We start from the raw sequence: 18076 nt of genomic DNA, 5'->3' as shown, positions 1-18076 counted from the left end.
ACAATAGGACTGAGGCCGTCGGCCTCAGTCCTATTGTTTTGGATGGTCTCTACCCTATCCCAGATCGATAGTGCTAAATCATCAGTTACAGGTGCGAATTTCCAGAAAGCAACGACGTCAACTATCTAGTTTCTCAGATTATATGCTAACTCGATCTGGAATAAACCAGATAGTTTTTCTTCGTGCTCAATTTTCCCGTTCTGCGAATCAATCAATATGCTCCTTCAAACATTTCGACCCGTTTGGAAAGTTCGAGTATATTATCAACCTCCATTTTTTCGAATATCCTGGACTTATGCGTACTCACAGTGGAGAATTTTATCCCTAAAATATCAGAAATTTCTTTTGTCCATTTGCCTTTCAAGAGCAACTCCATAATTTCCTTTTCACGAGGAGAGAGCTGTTCTACCGGATTAAGCGGATAGGTTTTGCCGTCTACAAAGCGTTCTAGAATATGTCGTTGCACATGAGGACTTACATAGCGTTTATCGCTTAACACCATGCGAATTGCCTCTTCTACCTCGTCGTTGGAGGCCGTTTTATTAACAAAGCCATTGGCCCCTTTCTGGATAAAAACGGGAGCATTAGTACTTTCTTCTCTTCCGGTGCAGATCAGAATTCGGACGTCTTTCTGTACTCCTCTCAGTTGACTTATCATTTCGACGCCTTGCCCTCCTGGCAGATTCAAATCCAACATTACTAAATCCATTTTGGTATCGGAGAGTAGTTGAAGTGCATCTGGAAAGGTTGGAGCGAAATAAAAAGCTGCATCTGCAATCACTTTTTTTGCTAAATTCTCCATCCCTATCCAGGTCAATGGTTGATCGTCTACGAGTAGGATATTTTTCATGAGCTTTATTTTGATAGATTCGGCTGAAACGTGATATACTCTCAAATCTAATACTTATTAGAAGACTTACACAATAGAAATTCTTCGATAAATATTTAGGATTTTTATCAGGCTGCCCATATTACCGCAGGTTAGAACCGCCTAATATCCTGTAACCCATTTAAATACTCTAAGTAAATATTCATAGTCCAGCCCATACATGGTCTACCTCATCTGAGCTCCTGGTTTTTCTCCTAATTTAATCTGTCCCTCCTAATACAGCTTATAGAAGCTTATCCTGGCAAATGGAATTTTGTGTAAGACCCGCGTGAAAGTGAAGTAGTCATTTGCCGTCAGACAATACTTTCGGACGGTGATTCCAGGGGAGGGAGAATAAAGACAAAAAAATCCCTCCGACCAAGCAGTCAGAGGGATTCCATCTGTAAAAACCCGTATAATTTTAGTAACCTTTATTTTGGGTTAACTTCTTATTATTTCTGATCTCGGACGTGGGGATGGGGAATAACAACTCACGTTCCTTTATAACGGGCCCATAGGAGAATTTATGTCCCACATAATCTTCAAATTGCTTGGTGTTTACGTTAAATGCCTTCCTCCACCGCACCATATCGAACCAGGTACGATTTTCGAAACTAAGCTCATAGATTCGTTCTTTCATTACGGCAGTACGGAAAGTCTGCTGATTTAGTCCCGTTAACGGAGCTAGTTCCGCTCTTTTTCTAACCAAATTTACCGCTTCATAAGCTGCTTCATTGGGCCCCTGTGCCTCATTGGACGCTTCGGCGAAGATAAGAAGCACGTCTGCATACCGTATAAGCGACCAGTTGAGGTCGGAGCTGGTAGTCGTCAGATGCGCCGCCGTGTCAAAATGCTTATAAATATAGTAGCCTCCCAGATCTACTGTCTTACTCCGATCTGAGCTTAGCGTATAAGTCTTATAATAAAATTCCTTTTCTTTTACCCTTTTATCTCCCGTCTCATAAGATTCCACAAACTCTTTGTTTGCAAATATGGCTCCTGTTTCATCTGAATAAGCTGAAATACCCTGGTTATAAGGTATAATAGAACTCTGCCAGCCGGAGGGTTGGAGAAAAGCCGCAAATTGCACCATAAAGATATTCTCCCCTATATTTTTCTTAGCGGGATCGTGAAGGTCATTATAGCTGGTAAACAAGCTATACTGCTTGGAATCGATCACTTCCTTGGCTTTATCCGCAGCATTCTTATAATATTCAGCACCTTTCTGTAAGGGATAACCGGCCATGGTCAGATAGACATCTGCCAGCACGGACTTGACAGCAGCCATATTAACCCGACCAGTTTTGTCGGTCCAGGGAAGTCCGGATGCCTCAGCCGCTTTTAAGTCGGCAACTATCTGGTTATAAATGGCCTCCACTTCTGCTTGTTCTGGATATAGCGCTTCCGACGTCAACTCAATGGATGTTGTGATCAAGGGCACTTTACCGAAAATACGGACGAGGTTATAGTAATACCAAGCTCTCAGGAAATGTGCCTGACCCATAAACTTTGCTTTGGCTGTCTCATCCATAGTGATTCCAGGAATCTTCTCAATGGCTAAGTTGGCATTGCCTATTCCACGATAAGCACTCTGCCAATAGGTTACGCCATAACCATTATCTGAGTTATTAACCAGGTTCCGTACAAAGATGCTATTTTGTGCCTGCCCTAACTCCGTATTGGCCAGTCCTGTGGCAAATTCGAGCATCATCCAAGGGGCCCCACCAAAGCCCCCGCCTGTGGTGGACTTTAGGGCATCATATATGGAGTTCACTGCACTTTCAGCGTGTGCAGGTTTTGTAAAATAGTTTTCCTTGGTAAAATTTGAGGGATCTGTCTCATCCAGGAAGTCATTGCATCCCGTGGCCCAGAGCATCATAACACTGCAAAGGGCGATCCGGCCAGTAGATTTTAATATATGTTTCATAGTCATATTCGCTTAAGAATTACAGTCCGATATTTAATCCAAACATAAAGACACGAGGCTTAGGGTAGTCGTACAAGGCCACACCCTGGTCGAAAGCACTTCCTGAAGTAGACACCTCAGGATCGTAGCCTTCATATTGTGTAGCCACGAAGAAATTCTGTACGGAAGCATACATACGTAGTCGATTCAGCTTTAGTTTTTCAACCACATCGGGTGAGAAAGTGTAGGCTAGCAAGAGATTTCGTCCGCGCAAGAAAGAGGCCTCACGTACCCGATCGGTATCGTTATTGGTGTTATAACCCGCCGAAACCGGCCGCAACTGAGCAATATTGGTATTCTGGTTCTCTGGAGTCCAGGCATTCAGTACCGTTGCAAAACTATTGGCAATCCCCTGACGATCTTCAGCTGAGTGCTTACTGCGGAACAAAACGTCGTTTCCATACATAAACTGCAAATCGACAGTAAGCTCAAAATTACGGTGGCGGAAGCTATTTAATAAGGTACCAAAACCATCTGGAATACCCTTACCTATAACTACGCGGTCGTTATCATTAATTACTCCGTCCTCATTTACGTCCTTGTATTTAATATCGCCTGGTTTCTTCAGATATTTGGCAGCCAGAGATTCTTCGGCGGTGCTCCAGGTACCTTGGTGAACAAAGCCGAAGAATGATCCTACAGGCTCACCTTCCCGGACAACGGTAGATCCCAGGAATATATCCGCACCTCCCGTGAGTGCCTTTACCTTATTTTTGTTAATGGATACGTTGAAAGTGGTATTCCATCCAAAATTCTCCGTATTTATATTCACGGTATTTATGCCCAGCTCTATACCTTTATTTTCCATGCTTCCCACATTCTGAGATACCTCAGTGAACCCACTGCTCATAGGCACCGGAGCACTTAAGAGCATGTCTGTAGTCAGTTTTCTATATACATCAAATTCTACCGAAAGTCGATTTTGGAACAATCCTAATTCTAGACCAGCGTCAACCTGATGTGTTTTCTCCCATCGTAAATCAGGGTTAGCAAGCCGATTGATACCAATACCTATGGCACGTCCTCCGTTAAATATTACCGAGTAGTTACCCATGCCAGCAAGGGCCTGGTAAGCTGTTATTTCCGAGTTACCTGTTACCCCGTAGCTCGCACGAACCTTCAGATTGGAAATGGCCGGTATATTACGGACAAAGTCCTCTTCAGACAGACGCCATGCCAAGGCGGCAGAAGGGAAAAAAGCGAAGCGGTTAGCAGAGCCAAATTTCGAAGATCCATCAGCACGTCCGGTGAATGTAATCAGATATTTATCTTTCAAGTTATAGTTGACCCTTCCAAAATAAGAGTTTAGCCCATATGCACTCGCTCCTGAGGTAGGTGCCACGGCGGTAGCACCTGCTCCAAGGTTATTATACGCAAAATAATCATCCTGAAAATTCTGTGACCGAGCCTGAGCATAAAACTGGTCGACATGTTGCCATGAAAGACCGAGCAGTGCATTTATATTATGGTCTGTTCCTATCTTCTTATTATAGGTTAGATAATTTTCAAATTGCCAGGAGTTATAGCGATCATTTCTAACATAGGCATCCCCTCCCTGATTCCGGGAAATGTAGTTGAGCGTACGTCCTCCGTAATAATCATTCCGCTGATTGATGATATTCGTACCTAGCGATGTCCGCAACTGTAAATCCTTTCCGAAGGAAATATTCGAATATACATTCCCTAACAGGGTCTGAGTTTTAAGGTAAAACAAGCGCTCCTTGAGTACATTGACTGGGTTACCGCCTCCTTCCATACCCGGATAATCCTCATTACCTCCCCATCGTCCATCCGGATACTTAACAGGAATAATAGGAAGGGCTTCCAATACCTGGCGCATGGCAATAATACCACCTCCACCGAGGGGGTCAATCTGACTTTCATTCTGATCGTTATAACCCATGCTTCCCCCAACTTTCAACCAGGGTTTAATCTGACTATCGAAAACAAAACGGCCAGAATAACGCTTTAACCAGGATTCCCGGATGATTCCATTTTCATTACGATAACCCAGGTACACACCATAACTATCCTTCTGATTTCCGCCAGAAAATGACAATTGATGATTTTGGGTCAAAGCCTTTTGGCTGGCCTCTTTTTGCCAATCGGTATCATAGAGCGGTTTCCCATTTTGGTCAAAAAGCAAAGGGTTATTTCGTTTCGTTTTCGGATCGACATATTTACCACCTGCCCATCCAACCGGATCATATTTGGCAGCATTCCCGTAGGCTATTTCTTCCGTTCTTAAAAATTCTTCCGAATTAAGAAGCTCTATTTTCTTAGCCATTACGCCCACACTCACATCGGCATCATAGTTGATTTGTCCTCCGCGATTAGAGCCTCGCTTGGTAGTTACCAAAATAACACCATTTGCTCCCCTTGCACCATAAATAGCAGTGGCAGATGCATCCTTCAACACTTCAATTGAGGCGATATCGTTAGGACTGATATAATCGATGGGAGTGCTACCATTGGAAAGGCCGGTAGCATTCAAAATAACACCATCGATAACATAGAGCGGATTATTAGCAACACTTACTGATGTGTTACCGCGAATTCGGATATTGGCTCGCCCACCGGGACGACCAGAGTTTACCGAAACATTCACCCCCGTCATTCTCCCTGCCAGTGCTTGATTGAGTGAAGCAGCAGGACGCTCTTGAAGGGTTTCCCCCTTCACCGTACTCACCGCACCGGTCAGATCCGACTTCCGGGCCGTACCATATCCTACTACTACGATTTCATCTAGTGCATTCGTGTCCTGTTCCAGGTCAAGTTCCAGGTTTACCCGGGTTCCCACTGCCACCTCTTTAGGCTTATAACCCACAAAGCTCAATACCAGCACGGCATTATTACCCAGATTATCGGGAAGATCGAGCTGAAAGGTACCATCAGTATTCGTTGAGGTACCCCTTTGTGTTCCTTTCACCACCACACTAACTCCCGGCAGCCCCATTCCCGACTCATCTTTCACGATCCCTTTAATAGTACGATCTACGATGCTCTCCGCCGGAAAGCTATTTCTGAGCACGCTGGTTTCTGCTGTATCAGAAGCTTGATTCTTAACCGGCCTCTGTTCCACGATCACATAGGTATTCGAACGGGTCTTCTTAAACATAAGACCATTTTGTTGAAGCAGTCGTTGCAGATTTTTTTCAACCGGAAGCTTATAGTCCAATTTAGTGGCCCTAACGTTTACCGCACCCACCAGCCTGTCTTCGAAAACTATTTCAACTCCGTAATGTTTTTGCAGATCCAGCAAAACGCTTTTCAGCTTCATTTCCTGATAACCCGTACCGGCATGGGTCGTAGCGGTTAACCTGGCAGCAAAGGCCATGTCCTGGGCACTGACTTGTGGGTTCTGTTGCATGAGGAGCACCACCCCCAACACGGCAACCTGCCTTGCAGATAGTTTTAGAAACATATTATTTAAAATGTTAAGGAATTTAGAAATGAGTAATCAGTATAGTATCTTGATTTATGGGCTCTATCTTTAGATTGAGTACCTCTGAAATGGTCTTTAATAGCTCTTCCACGTCCTGGGTTTTAAAGTTACCCGTAATCTTTCTGCTGAGTATTTCTGGACTCGCCGTGATGACTACCCCAAAATTATCCTCCACCACTTGGGTGACCTCCAGAATTGAAGTTCCGTTAAACACATAACGCTGCTCCTTCCAGGCGGCAAAGGCTTCCGGAAATTGCTGTTGTTGTAGCCTTACTCCTCCCCCCTCTTCCAAAGTGGCCACTTGCCCCGGCTTCATAAGCATCTGCCGGCGACTGTCCTTTTCTGTATAATCGATGCATACACTTCCCGACTTTAAGGCGACTTCTGTAGCCCGCGGTCTGGCCAGCACAGAAAATTGTGTCCCCAGCACTTCCACCTGGAAGGTATCTGAGGTTTCTACGACAAATCGTTTATTATCGCTGGTATGACTGATGCTAAACTCCGCTTCTCCGTGAAGATGTACCCGGCGCACTCCCCCCAAAAAACCTAATCGGGGCACCTGTAACTTAGAGTTTGCATTCAGGGCCACCCGGCTCCCATCTTCCAGATACACTGTGGTGGTCTGTCCGAAATTGGTACAGTAACTTTTATAATAAATATCTTTTCGGAACCAATATCCCACTCCGAACATTACCAGAACTGCGGCCGCTATCTGCCATGTCTGGGAACCGATACGGGGCCAGTACAGCCTTCGGGCCCGGGGGGTATCTATGAATAATTCCTCCCTAGGCTTATCATCCTCAAGCTTACTCTGCAGCAGCGAAAATGCTTTACTGGAATCGGGAACAAATTGAGGATTTTGAATTTCCCATTCTAATATCCACTGATAATAGCGCTCGGCATGATCGGCTTGCTGTATCCATTCCTCCACCCGCTTTCGTTCGAGGGGGTTGGCACGGCCCGCGAGGTATTCAAAAAAAGTATTTTTAGAAATTGACGATTTCATATTAACAATAGGTAGTCGTGATGAAGCACTTGCAGACTAATAAAGCCCAAACAGAGATAGAAGGAAGGTTCCAGAAATCAACCATTCTCCACTCAGGGCTGAGCGTAAGTAGCGCAATGCCTTGGAAACATGAACCTCCACCGTTTTAGGAGATATATTTAGTTCCTGGGCAATTTCATGATACTTTTTATTTTCAAAGCGACTCATTAAAAACACCCGCTGACACTGGCTCGGAAGTTGTCCGATTACTTCATTGATCTTAATACTTAAATGATTGAAGTGTATCTCTGCATCGGGCTGAGGATGACTGCTGGATAGATGCAGATCCTCTGACGCCGATAAAGTGTCGGTTTTATTACACTCCTTTTTCATATAAGTATAACATTCGTTACGTACCGACCTAAATAGATAGCTGGTGTAGGAGCTATTGATGTTTTCGTAAGAACGACTGCGATAAAACTGAAAGAAAACCTCACTTACCAAATCCTCAGCGATCTGACGGGAGTACACGAAGCGCACAGCATGGCTGCAAAGCGGACCATAGAATCTACGAAATAATAGCTCGAGCCCCTTACTGGGACAAGTCTCGAAGGTCGATTTTATAAAGTATGTAGAATCCAATTCTACCCCTGCAGCATCCGCTTCAGATTTTTCAGCAACGAAGGGAGGCTGTAACGGCTTATTTTCGGTAGGATATAGATGGTTCATACGAAACTATATTTTTTGTAACAATAGTAAGACTTTTTTGCACCATCTTTCCCTTAGTCAATAGAACAAATTAACTAAAAAATATTCCTGATCTCAGCCAGATACCTTTTGTTACTACCATTAGCCCTCTGTAAATCCCCCCTCCCAGCCTGCTGCCATCCAATCAGCCCAGCGCATAGAGCCGTAATGCTCCGATATAAAAATCAAATTCTCTGAAGGTCATCCATCATATGTCCTCTTCCTGAGAAAGAAATTTTTTCCGTATTCCGGAGAAATATTAAAATAATACAATTATTAAGAATAAAAACGACAGAAAAATAACTAGTGTCTTATCAATCAGTTATTGTACTTTTGAAATAATCATATAACTATTCCAATATCACTATGCGTCCTTTAAAGAAGTTTCGCATTTCACAATCCTGCCTATTGACTTTATAATAGGTTATTGACTTACTTTGACCTGTCGAAAGAGAAAAAGCAGATAACCTAAAAGTCATTTCAAATCAATTTCGACACTTAAAGTAGAAAAATACAAATCATCAAAATATTCACTCCAAATTTCTATCATTATGAAAAAGTTAATTTTTAGCCTTGCCATTTTATTAAGTCTTTCCGTTACTAACATTTCTTTTGCAAAAGAGAAAGAAGACAACGCAGCAGCCAAAGTAGAACTATCTACCATGGGTGGCCTAAAGTTCAAATTGTCACTTTCAACAGTAGAGAGCAATTCTACTATTGCTATTAAGGACAACTTTGGTGAGGTATTATACCGCGCCAACCTGCCTAAGTCAGAGAATTATACTAAAATATTCGACTTTTCGACACTGACTGATGGTAGCTATATCTTCGTGATCAACAATGGTGGAAGTATCGTAGAAAAGCCTATCTCTATTGAGACGCACGTAACCCGAGTTGCAACTCCAGCTTCTCTATAAGTAAAATTTTAAGCGCATAAAAAAAGGACTGGAATTTTTGATTCCAGTCCTTTTTTTATGTATCTCAATCCTTATAAGTTCTTAGCTTTCATCTGTTTTACGGCATAATCCACCGATCTTGCAGAAAAGGCCATATAGGTCAGGGAAGGATTTTGAGTGGAAGTAGAAGTCATAGCCGCTCCATCGGTAACAAATACATTCTTCACATTATGAAGCTGATTCCATTTATTCAACAAGGAGGTTTTAGGGTCTTTACCCATTCGCACACCGCCCATTTCATGGATATCGTTCCCAGGAATTCTATGGCTATCATGAGTACGGATATTGGTAAACCCAGCCTGGGTATACATTTCCGTCATTTGCTCCATATAGTCCTTCACCATTTTCTCATCGTTATCGTCGTACGCTACATGTATACGTAGTTTAGGCATACCATAAGCATCTTTCTCCGCACCATCCAGGGCTACAAAATTGCTTTCTTTAGGAATGGTCTCTCCCATCATATGAGAGCCTACATGCCAGCCACCATATTTGGTTTCCATCAGGCCGGCTTTCAGATCTTCTCCCATATCGGAACGATCGTTATAACTTACCCTGTTCGCACCAAAGCCAGCGGCATAGCCACGCAGGAAATCAGTTTCTTGTTTATAAACATTTCTAAATCGAGGAATATACCCACTGTTAGGTCGACGCCCATCGGTGGTTGAGTCCAGGAACCCGTCATAATCGGCCGACACCGTTGCCCGATAATTATGAAAGGCTACATATTTCCCCATCAAACCGTTATCGTTCCCCAGACCATTGGGGAAGCGGGTGGAAATGGAGTTCAATAAAATCAAATTGGTATTAAGTGCCGAGGCGTTAACAAAGATAATACGGGCATAAAACTCCATCATCTCTTTGGTAAGGCTATCGACCACTCTTACACCCACGGCTTTCCCTAATTTCTCATCATAAATCAGGGAGTGCACAACCGAATCTGGACGTAGGGTTAGGTTCCCGGTTTTCAGGGCCCAGGGAATCGTCGACGCATTGCTGCTAAAATACCCGCCAAATGGACAACCTCTTTCACACATCGTACGATGCTGACAAGCCGCCCGACCCTGATCAAAATGAATTTGTTTGGCATCGGTAATATGTGCGGCCCGGCCTATTATAATATGTCGGTCTTTATATTGTCTGGCTACTTGTTGCTTAAAATACTTCTCCACACAATTCAAATCATGTGGCTTAAGAAAGTCTCCGTCGGGAAGTGTATCCAACCCATCCTTATTCCCTGTAATACCTGCAAAACGCTCTACATGGGTATACCAGGGCGCCAGCTCCTTATAGCTAATGGGCCACTCTACGGCAAACTGATCCCGAGCAGGGCCATCAAAATCGAACTGACTCCATCGCTGGGTTTGCCGAGCCCATAGCAGAGACTTACCACCTACCTGATAACCTCTTATCCACTGAAACGGCTTTTCCTGTATATAGGGATGTTCATCATCTTTTACAAAAAAATGCGCAGACGATTCCTTGAAATTATAACAGCTGGATGCTATAGGATTTGCATCTACCACCTCTTTGGGCATACGCTCCCGATGGGCAAACTCCCAGGGCATCATATTAGTAGTAGGATAATCTTTGATATGCTCTACATTCCTACCACGCTCCAAAAGTAGGGTCTTCATACCCTTTTCCGTCAACTCTTTGGCCGACCAGCCACCGCTAATCCCAGATCCTATGACGATGGCGTCATACGTCCTATCCTTTTTACTATCTATATTAAAATTCGCCATTCTCAATTTTTTCTAAATAACCTAACTAAAAACCAGATACTGATCCGGCACATTTATCCTTTCACTGGCACACATCCATGATAGCGTGCGGGTACCATCTCATAATGGGTAAGATTGGTCATTACATACTCCGAACTCATATATCCCTGAATGGTTAAGTTTTTAAGCAGGTTAAGAAAGGATTTCTCTTCAGAATTTTCACTTTTCTCCAGCCCTTTCAGTAATTGTAATTTCTCTGGCTGAGGTAGCTTAGAAAAGGAAGTTCCCTGGGCCTTGGCCAATGCCTGTATACGCTCCAGCCCCATTTTGAAGCGATCTTGAGTAGGCTGATCATAACAGTCAACAATCATGAGCTGTACAAAGTCTGCCACGCCAAGTTCTCCCGCCCCGGGGGTATCGGTTTTAGGAATAATAACCTCCACAACCTCTTTTAATAACTGACTAGCCTCTACAGATAAATAATTGGTCGCCTGCAGTTCCGACTGTTTCCAGCTCTGAGCCCAAGTAGGAAGACTGATCATGGCCCCGGCAGCCAGGGCTATATTTTTTAATGCACTCCTTCTTTCCATATTCTTTCTAAGTATCGATTCAGTTAACTCTATGCCGTTTTCAGTAACGCGACTGTCATAAAAATAGGTCAAATTTAACTTTCTTTCACAACATTAACAGCTAATTAACAAAAATGCCGAATTTCCTTCAATAAAACGGTTTACCTCTACATTAATTTTCAATTAAAACTAAGATCTTCCAAGGGAGGCCTTCTGATTACTTTCAATTCTTAATCTTGAGATCAGTTCAGATTCTCAATTATTTTTCCAGAAAATTCAAATCTCTTCCATGCGTTTCGGGAATGGTAAGAATAGAATAGTATCCAATCACAAAACAAATAAGGCCTACCAGAGCTCCAGCGTCCAGAACACTGAACGACTGCTTAAACAAGCCAAATAGGGTGGTCATTCCGATGACCGTACCCCGAACCATATTCGGGATGGTCGTCGCGGCAGTAGCACGGAGGTTGGTGCCAAATTGTTCCGCACCAATGGTGACAAACATCGCCCAGTAACCTATTCCCAGACCGAGCAAAAGCGCTACGGCATAAAGATGTCTGGCTTGCTGAATCCCCCCATAAAGATAGACACTGGAGGCAATCAGTGTGAGTGACATCAGGATAAAAACAGCTTTCTTCCTGGAGGCCAGAAAATGGCTTAAAAAACCACTGGCAAAATCACCTGCAGAGAGTCCTACATAGCACCACATAATGGTTAGTCCGGGCTGAATAGCTTCTTCGATACCCAGGGCCCTTCCAAATTCATCGCTGAAAGTGGCCAAAATACCTATGGCAAACCAGGTAGGAAGGCCCATTCCTATACACTTTAGGTAGCGGCTCAGACGATCACGGTTCGTAAAAAGCATAAAAAAATTACCCTTGGATACCGCACTTTGGTTTTTCATATCTGCAAATACACCAGATTCAAACACTCCTACGCGCAGGAGCAGAAGGCTGATGCCCATCCCCCCACCTACGAAATAAGCAATACGCCAATCGAAAAACTGCACCGTAAAGAACCCTACCACGGCCCCCATAAGGCCTACTCCCGCCACCAGAGATGTCCCGATGGCCCGAAGATGTTTTGGTAAAATCTCGGAAACCAGGGTAATACCAGCTCCTAATTCTCCGGCAAGACCAACCCCCGCAATAAAACGAAGGATCTTATACGTTCCAGGGTCTTGGACGAATCCGCAGGCGATATTGGCTAACGAATAGGTTATAATCGATCCAAAAAGAACAGACAACCGTCCTTTTTTATCGCCCAGAACACCCCACAAAATTCCGCCCACCAATAGCCCCCCCATCTGCCAATTAAGGATGCTGGCTCCTATTTCCGAAATCTCCAATTTAGAAAGGCCCATGGATTCCAGGCTCGGAATTCGGACAATACCGAAAAGCAATAAGTCGTATATATCCACGAAATAGCCCAGAGCAGCCACGATTACCGGGGCGCTAAATAGATGTGAAATATCAGAGCGGCCTTTTATAGGTTGATCCATTTAAAGTAAATAAATTCTGTGCAACGATACAGAAATAGCCGGAAAAATATCCGGCTATTTCTCATTTTTATTAATCAAAGCAAAGTTATATCGCTTTTTGCAGAATAAAAACAGGTTGTTTGACAATTCATCAAACTTTAATTCTGCTAAGGCTCATACACCAATCTTTGCTTCCCTTTTTTCAACTGTGCTTCCAGCCGCTCATAAGGCAGGTCCTGTACGGCCACACCCTCATCAATTGACAACACCGCAGCAGCAGCAGCACTCTGCCCCAGAATCATAAATACCGGTTCCATACGGATAGAACCAAATGCTATATGCGAACTGGACATACATACAGGCACTAGTAAATTTTGACACTCTGCCTTCTTGGGTATCAGAGATTGATAGGAAATACTATATGGTTGCTTGGGATGCACCCCAATGTCCCCTTCATTCTGCACATAACCATCGGCCTTAATATACCGCTGGGCATTATGAGCGTCTAGAGAATATGAACCCATACCCACTGAATTTTTCACGGGGATGCTACCCAGGGTATGCCCTTCTGTCATCACCTCTTCCCCTACCATGCGGCGGGCCTCCCGAACATATATCTGATGGGGCCAGCCTCCGTTATCTTTAAACTCATCCTTGGGAAGTCCCCAACGCTGCATTTCTTGGTGTACATCTGCAGGAACAGACGGATCGTTCGCTAAAAAATACATCAAACCCTTTTGATACAGTTCATGCTCCTTAATAATTTCCTTCCGACGCTCGTAACTAGCATCGGGATAATCATAATTTTGGCCTATAAAATCTGTGCTAAAAGGTCCATGATTATTGGTGTCCGTTTTCTTGTTTGGTATGGGGTCATACTTCTGAAAGGTTTCGTCCCAGCCTGCTCTATATACCCGGGCCAGCAATTCATATTTAGGAGAATCATACCCGGCCGGTTTAGCAAACGGAATACGGTTGTCCGGATTGGCAGATAAGCACATTCTAAAACAATAGGCCTGAATTTTATTGTCACCTGCCCCTTTTTCAGCAATAGGCTCATCGGAAACATAGGCCAAAAGACCGCTGGAAGGATCCCCTTCTACCACATAAGGGCTAATATTTTTCTTAAAATGGTGGCCATGCTGGAATACTTCAGGTTGAACACCATTCCATGTTTCGCCATAAACCGAATTGGCTTCACGACCTACATGGTACGAAACTCCGGCAGCGGCCATCAAATCACCCTCATAGGTAGCGTCAATAAACATTTTAGCAGAAAAAGTCTTACCGGAAAGTGTGGTGATGCTCTCAATTCGACCATCCTTCATCACCACTCCCTTTTCCCGATCCAGCCATTCATCTCGAAGCACCTCAATTTTATTTTCCCCGACGAAATCCTCGAATACTTTCTCGGCAACATGAGGCTCAAAGATCCACATGGTACGTTCGGCACCATCCATGGCTTTTGTACCCTGTCCTTTGTTTCCATACTCCTCCTTCTTCTGCCATTGCCAGGCTTCCGGACTGTCATAATGGTTATATATCCGCTGGTAAAACTCCCTTGCCAATCCACCTATAACCGACTTATTACCGGTGTCGGTATATCCAAGTCCTCCAGAAGATAGTCCTCCCAAATGCTTATCGGGCGAAACTATTAGGACTGTCTTTCCCGACCTGACCACTTCAACTGCTGCCGTGACAGCCGCAGACGTACCACCATAAATGACCACATCAGCCTGCTGAACATTTTTCTTCTCCTCCCCCGAAGAACATGCAGAAACCGTAAGCACGGCCATGGTTAACAAGATACTTCTAAAAATTTGTTTCAAAACTATAAAATTTAAGGGTTAAAATTAATTAGGAATAAAAAGCAACGCATCGGCCATGACGGTACCACCCTTGCCCTCTCTCGGTGCATGTACCTTAATCATAAAGTCCTCCCCGGAGGCCAGGTCATATTCTCCCAAATGATACCATTCCCCAGAGGTCTGTCCCACCACTTCAATATCAGCCTTCCTGATGGTAAGCTGTGTTGATTTGCCTTTTGCTCGGATTGTAACGTTTAGGGTATCCAGCATTTGATGTACCTGGGGGATATAAAGATAGGCGGCGTATTTTCCAGCCCCTTCGATACGCGGTTTATAACCCACCCATGCTTCCTGCTTCGTTGGTGACTCACTGGCTAAGAAATCTGGACCATAACCGCCTTTGCTTTTTTTCACCCATTCGCCTACTACCTCCACCTGACTTTCATCATGATTGTCAACCAATATTTCCGGCGATCGACCGTCGGAAAAAGGATTCGTTTCAAGCTGCTTTTGTAGCTGGGCAACGTCCAAGTCCTGCAGCGCCCGATTGCCGTCGATAGCCATGACAGCCGCCATGGCCGCCGACTGTGCCAAGACCATAAATACGGGTTCCATTCGGATGGAACCGAAAGCAATATGCGTTGCAGACAAACATACCGGTACCAGAAGATTATCACATTCTTCTTTCACTGGGATTATGGAACGGTAAGCAATCGGGTATGGACCAAAACCACCAACCTCGACATTACCTTCGTTTTTAGCCATCCCATCGACGACTATACGCTGGGTATTATGTGAATCCATGGTATATGCTGCCATACCTATTCCATCCTTAACGATAGTCTTACCTTGACAATTAGCCTGGGTCATCACGTACATCCCCTTCATGCGGCGGGCCTCACGGATGTAAAGCTGTGGAGACCAGTTCCCTGTTTCGGTATATTCATCCTTAGGATATCCCCATTGACGCATTTGCGCCCGAAGTACCGCCGGCACACGGGCATCGTTACCAAAGAAATATAGTAAGCCTTTGGTATAATCCTCATGATCTTTCACAATACGCTCCCGAACCTCCCAACTGGCCTCAGGATAGGCATAATTCATACCGATCATGTCGGTAGAAAAGCCATTCCGATTATTAATATCCGTTTTTTGATTGGGCATGATACTCCATATAAAGTAGTCAGCCAATCGGGTTTTCTCAGGCTGTAGTGCGATAAGTCTTGCCAATAACTCGTAGCGCTGAGGATCGTAATTTTCGGGCTTTGAGATAGGAATCATATTCTCAGGACGGTTGGTCAGACAAATCCTGAAATTATATGCCTGAACCAGCGAATCCCCACTTCCCTGAGGCTCGAGCTTTCCGGGCTGAATGCCCCACAGGAGTCCTGAAGATGGCTTTCCTACTTCTTTATAGGGGTCAATTCCGTCGGGCAGTTGGTGCCCTTCCAGCAGTTGAACCCCATTATAATCCTCACCATATTCAGAATTGGCCTCCCGACCCACATGATAAGAGACGCCTGCCGCTGCCATTAAATCCCCTTCATAGGTACAATCTATATACATCCTGGCTTTGACATCCAGCGTTTTACGGTCAGGCTTCCGACCGGTAAAACGTAGGGATCGAATATTGCTTCCTGTCTTACTAACATCCGTTAGCTCCATCTGGTAAACTACCCCCACCTTTGCTTCGTCCAAATACTGCTGCAAATAGTTTTTGGCTACATGCGGCTCAAAGGTCCATTGTTCCAGTCGGCCATAATGCTTACCTATACGCCGGTAAAAGTCTCTGGCCAGTCCTGTAATAGCATATTTATTTCCGATGTCGGTATACCCCAAACCTCCTGTGGTAAGCCCTCCTAAATGGGTGCCGGGGTCTATCAATAGCACCGATTTACCATTTTTTGCAGCGGTGTATGCTGCCATTACACCAGCAGATGTGGCCCCGTAAACTACAATATCATAGGTGGCCGCAGTTTGCCCCTTGACGACCGTCTGCGTAGTAATACTGCTCAGCCACAGTCCTATCAAAAAGATTACTTTCGACTTCTTTATAAACAAAACATTCATCGTTCGTGAATTAATAGCCAGGATTTTGATCCTCAGCGGTGATGGCTTTATTATATAATATCTCGGAATTTGGAATGGGCCACAACATATGTTTTTCGGCTACCTCTATATTTTTAACCTCTTTGATTCGCTGTTTCGCAATCCCCAAACGTTTTAAGTCCAGCCAGCGCTTGCCTTCATACATGGTTTCATATCCCCTTTCCTGCACCACTTTATTTATAAAGGTTTCCAAGTTAAAATCACTAGGCTTAAAGTCTACAGGGGAAGTAGCTTCAGCTGCAAAACCATAGGCCCGTCTATGGACCTTATTAAGACTTTCTACCGCCGCCGCTGTTGGAGCCCCCTGAGCTCGAGCCTCGGCTTCAGCATGGAACAAAAGAAGGTCGGCATACCGATACCAGGGATAGTCGTTCCCCGCGCCTGCAGTAGCATCCGGGTCTCTAAACTTTCTGAACAGACAAGAGTTGGGCCCTAAGCCTATATCTACATTATACAGAATATGTGATTTCCGTAGATCCTTACCATCCCAGTTTTTTATAAAGGAATTAGATACGGAATCGGTATACTGCGCATATACCCCTCCAGGACCATAATAATTATACTGGCTGGTTTTGCGGTGAGCGTAACTGACCAAACCGAATCCCTGCTGGCGATTGTATTTGAAATAGAATATCTCTTCTGGGGTATTGACCACCTCCGGACCGAATATTTTTTGAAAATCCTCAGCTACTGCTGTGGAAACCAATGAGAATTTTCCCGAGGCTATCACTTCTCTGGCCTTGGCGCTCGCCTGATCCCAATCTTCTAAATATAGGTACACCTCAGATAAAAGCGTTTTTGCGGCCCAGTTGGTTGGGCGCCCTATCGCCGCCGGCGTTTCCGGAAGCCCTTTTTCGGCTTCCAATGCATCGGCAACTATTAGCTGATAGACCTCGGAGACGGAGGAACGGGGTAAATCAGCTACGGTCATATTCGCCTCGGTCCGTATAGGAACAGCATCCCAGTTACGTACCAATGCAAAATACAGCAAAGCACGAAGATATTTGGCTTCCGCGACATATTTCACCTTGCTCGCTTCGGAAATATCTACTCCTTTGGGTACATTTTGGATCACCAGATTTGCATTGCGGATAGACTGGTAAAAATTATCCCAAATAACCCCTACCCGATTGGCATTCGTATTGTCTAATCCCTGGTAAAGACTAACGGGTGTTTGGCTCCCTCGGGAATTTCCGTAATCGGCCAGCCCTTCCAGTTGGGCAGGATAATTAATCCCTAGTCCGTTATTGCTTCGCATCGGGCCGTAGATGGCATTTACGGCTGCCTCGGCTTCAGCATCAGTATTATAAAAATTCTCTGAGGCCAGTGACTTAGGCTCCTCAACTAACAAATCACTACAGGAGGCTCCTAAAAGGCAAATTAATATATATATACAGTACTTTTTCATAATCAAAGTCA

At 44.4% G+C, this 18076-nt stretch carries 12 protein-coding genes; 1 reads left to right on the top strand and 11 read right to left on the bottom strand.

The window, feature by feature from the left end; genetic code table 11:
• Nucleotides 1-211: 211 nt before the first annotated feature.
• From X939_RS0111375 to X939_RS0111355, 5 genes are all read right to left on the bottom strand, one after another.
• The gene (locus X939_RS0111375; protein WP_025763394.1) at nt 212-850 is read right to left on the bottom strand and encodes a response regulator; all 639 of its coding nucleotides are present in this window, start codon (nt 848-850) and stop codon (nt 212-214) included.
• 439 nt (nt 851-1289) lie between these two features.
• A complete protein-coding gene (locus tag X939_RS0111370) occupies nt 1290-2795 on the bottom strand; it encodes a RagB/SusD family nutrient uptake outer membrane protein (protein ID WP_025763393.1) in 1506 nt (501 codons plus the stop codon).
• Between the two features lie 19 nt (nt 2796-2814).
• The gene (locus X939_RS0111365) at nt 2815-6258 is read right to left on the bottom strand and encodes a SusC/RagA family TonB-linked outer membrane protein (protein WP_025763392.1); all 3444 of its coding nucleotides are present in this window, start codon (nt 6256-6258) and stop codon (nt 2815-2817) included.
• Between the two features lie 22 nt (nt 6259-6280).
• Complete coding sequence (locus X939_RS0111360; RefSeq protein ID WP_025763391.1) at nt 6281-7285, bottom strand: FecR family protein; 1005 nt, start codon at nt 7283-7285, stop codon at nt 6281-6283.
• 36 nt (nt 7286-7321) lie between these two features.
• A complete protein-coding gene (locus X939_RS0111355; RefSeq protein ID WP_025763390.1) occupies nt 7322-7993 on the bottom strand; it encodes an RNA polymerase sigma-70 factor in 672 nt (223 codons plus the stop codon).
• A 569-nt stretch (nt 7994-8562) separates the two neighbouring features.
• Between X939_RS0111355 and X939_RS0111350 the strand changes: the two genes are divergently transcribed.
• Entirely contained in the window at nt 8563-8928 is a 366-nt protein-coding gene (locus X939_RS0111350) for a T9SS type A sorting domain-containing protein (RefSeq protein ID WP_025763389.1), read from the top strand.
• 71 nt (nt 8929-8999) lie between these two features.
• Here the strand turns inward: X939_RS0111350 and X939_RS0111345 are convergent, their stop codons facing one another.
• From X939_RS0111345 to X939_RS0111320, 6 genes are all read right to left on the bottom strand, one after another.
• Nucleotides 9000-10712, bottom strand: coding sequence for a GMC oxidoreductase (locus X939_RS0111345; RefSeq protein ID WP_025763388.1), 1713 nt, complete (start codon nt 10710-10712; stop codon nt 9000-9002).
• A 53-nt stretch (nt 10713-10765) separates the two neighbouring features.
• A complete protein-coding gene (locus tag X939_RS0111340) occupies nt 10766-11281 on the bottom strand; it encodes a gluconate 2-dehydrogenase subunit 3 family protein (protein ID WP_044198940.1) in 516 nt (171 codons plus the stop codon).
• A gap of 238 nt (nt 11282-11519) precedes the next feature.
• Nucleotides 11520-12761, bottom strand: a complete 1242-nt coding sequence (locus X939_RS0111335) for an MFS transporter (RefSeq protein WP_025763385.1) — start codon at nt 12759-12761, stop codon at nt 11520-11522.
• 146 nt (nt 12762-12907) lie between these two features.
• Nucleotides 12908-14536 carry an FAD-dependent oxidoreductase gene (locus tag X939_RS0111330; protein ID WP_044198938.1) on the bottom strand — a complete coding sequence of 543 codons (1629 nt, stop codon included), beginning with the start codon at nt 14534-14536 and terminating at the stop codon, nt 12908-12910.
• Nucleotides 14537-14593: 57 nt separating this feature from the next.
• Entirely contained in the window at nt 14594-16618 is a 2025-nt protein-coding gene (locus X939_RS0111325; RefSeq protein ID WP_052353440.1) for an FAD-dependent oxidoreductase, read from the bottom strand.
• 10 nt (nt 16619-16628) lie between these two features.
• Complete coding sequence (locus X939_RS0111320; RefSeq protein ID WP_025763382.1) at nt 16629-18065, bottom strand: RagB/SusD family nutrient uptake outer membrane protein; 1437 nt, start codon at nt 18063-18065, stop codon at nt 16629-16631.
• Nucleotides 18066-18076 lie beyond the last annotated feature (11 nt).

Origin of the sequence: Dyadobacter tibetensis Y620-1, assembly GCF_000566685.1 — a bacterium.
GTDB classification, from domain to species: Bacteria; Bacteroidota; Bacteroidia; order Cytophagales; family Spirosomataceae; genus Dyadobacter; species Dyadobacter tibetensis.
The sequence above is the reverse complement of the archived record's forward strand: the minus strand, read 5'-3'. Positions and strand labels throughout refer to the sequence as shown.

Bases quoted from the DNA above. Each gene is read 5' to 3' on its own strand.
- X939_RS0111345 (WP_025763388.1), bottom strand. From the start codon at position 10,712: ATGGCGAATTTTAATATAGATAGTAAAAAGGATAGGACGTATGACGCC.
- X939_RS0111350 (WP_025763389.1), top strand. From the start codon at position 8,563: ATGAAAAAGTTAATTTTTAGCCTTGCCATTTTATTAAGTCTTTCCGTT.
- X939_RS0111370 (WP_025763393.1), bottom strand. From the start codon at position 2,795: ATGAAACATATATTAAAATCTACTGGCCGGATCGCCCTTTGCAGTGTT.
- X939_RS0111375 (WP_025763394.1), bottom strand. From the start codon at position 850: ATGAAAAATATCCTACTCGTAGACGATCAACCATTGACCTGGATAGGG.
- X939_RS0111365 (WP_025763392.1), bottom strand. From the start codon at position 6,258: ATGTTTCTAAAACTATCTGCAAGGCAGGTTGCCGTGTTGGGGGTGGTG.
- X939_RS0111335 (WP_025763385.1), bottom strand. From the start codon at position 12,761: ATGGATCAACCTATAAAAGGCCGCTCTGATATTTCACATCTATTTAGC.
- X939_RS0111330 (WP_044198938.1), bottom strand. From the start codon at position 14,536: ATGGCCGTGCTTACGGTTTCTGCATGTTCTTCGGGGGAGGAGAAGAAA.
- X939_RS0111360 (WP_025763391.1), bottom strand. From the start codon at position 7,285: ATGAAATCGTCAATTTCTAAAAATACTTTTTTTGAATACCTCGCGGGC.
- X939_RS0111325 (WP_052353440.1), bottom strand. From the start codon at position 16,618: ATGAATGTTTTGTTTATAAAGAAGTCGAAAGTAATCTTTTTGATAGGA.
- X939_RS0111340 (WP_044198940.1), bottom strand. From the start codon at position 11,281: ATGGAAAGAAGGAGTGCATTAAAAAATATAGCCCTGGCTGCCGGGGCC.
- X939_RS0111355 (WP_025763390.1), bottom strand. From the start codon at position 7,993: ATGAACCATCTATATCCTACCGAAAATAAGCCGTTACAGCCTCCCTTC.
- X939_RS0111320 (WP_025763382.1), bottom strand. From the start codon at position 18,065: ATGAAAAAGTACTGTATATATATATTAATTTGCCTTTTAGGAGCCTCC.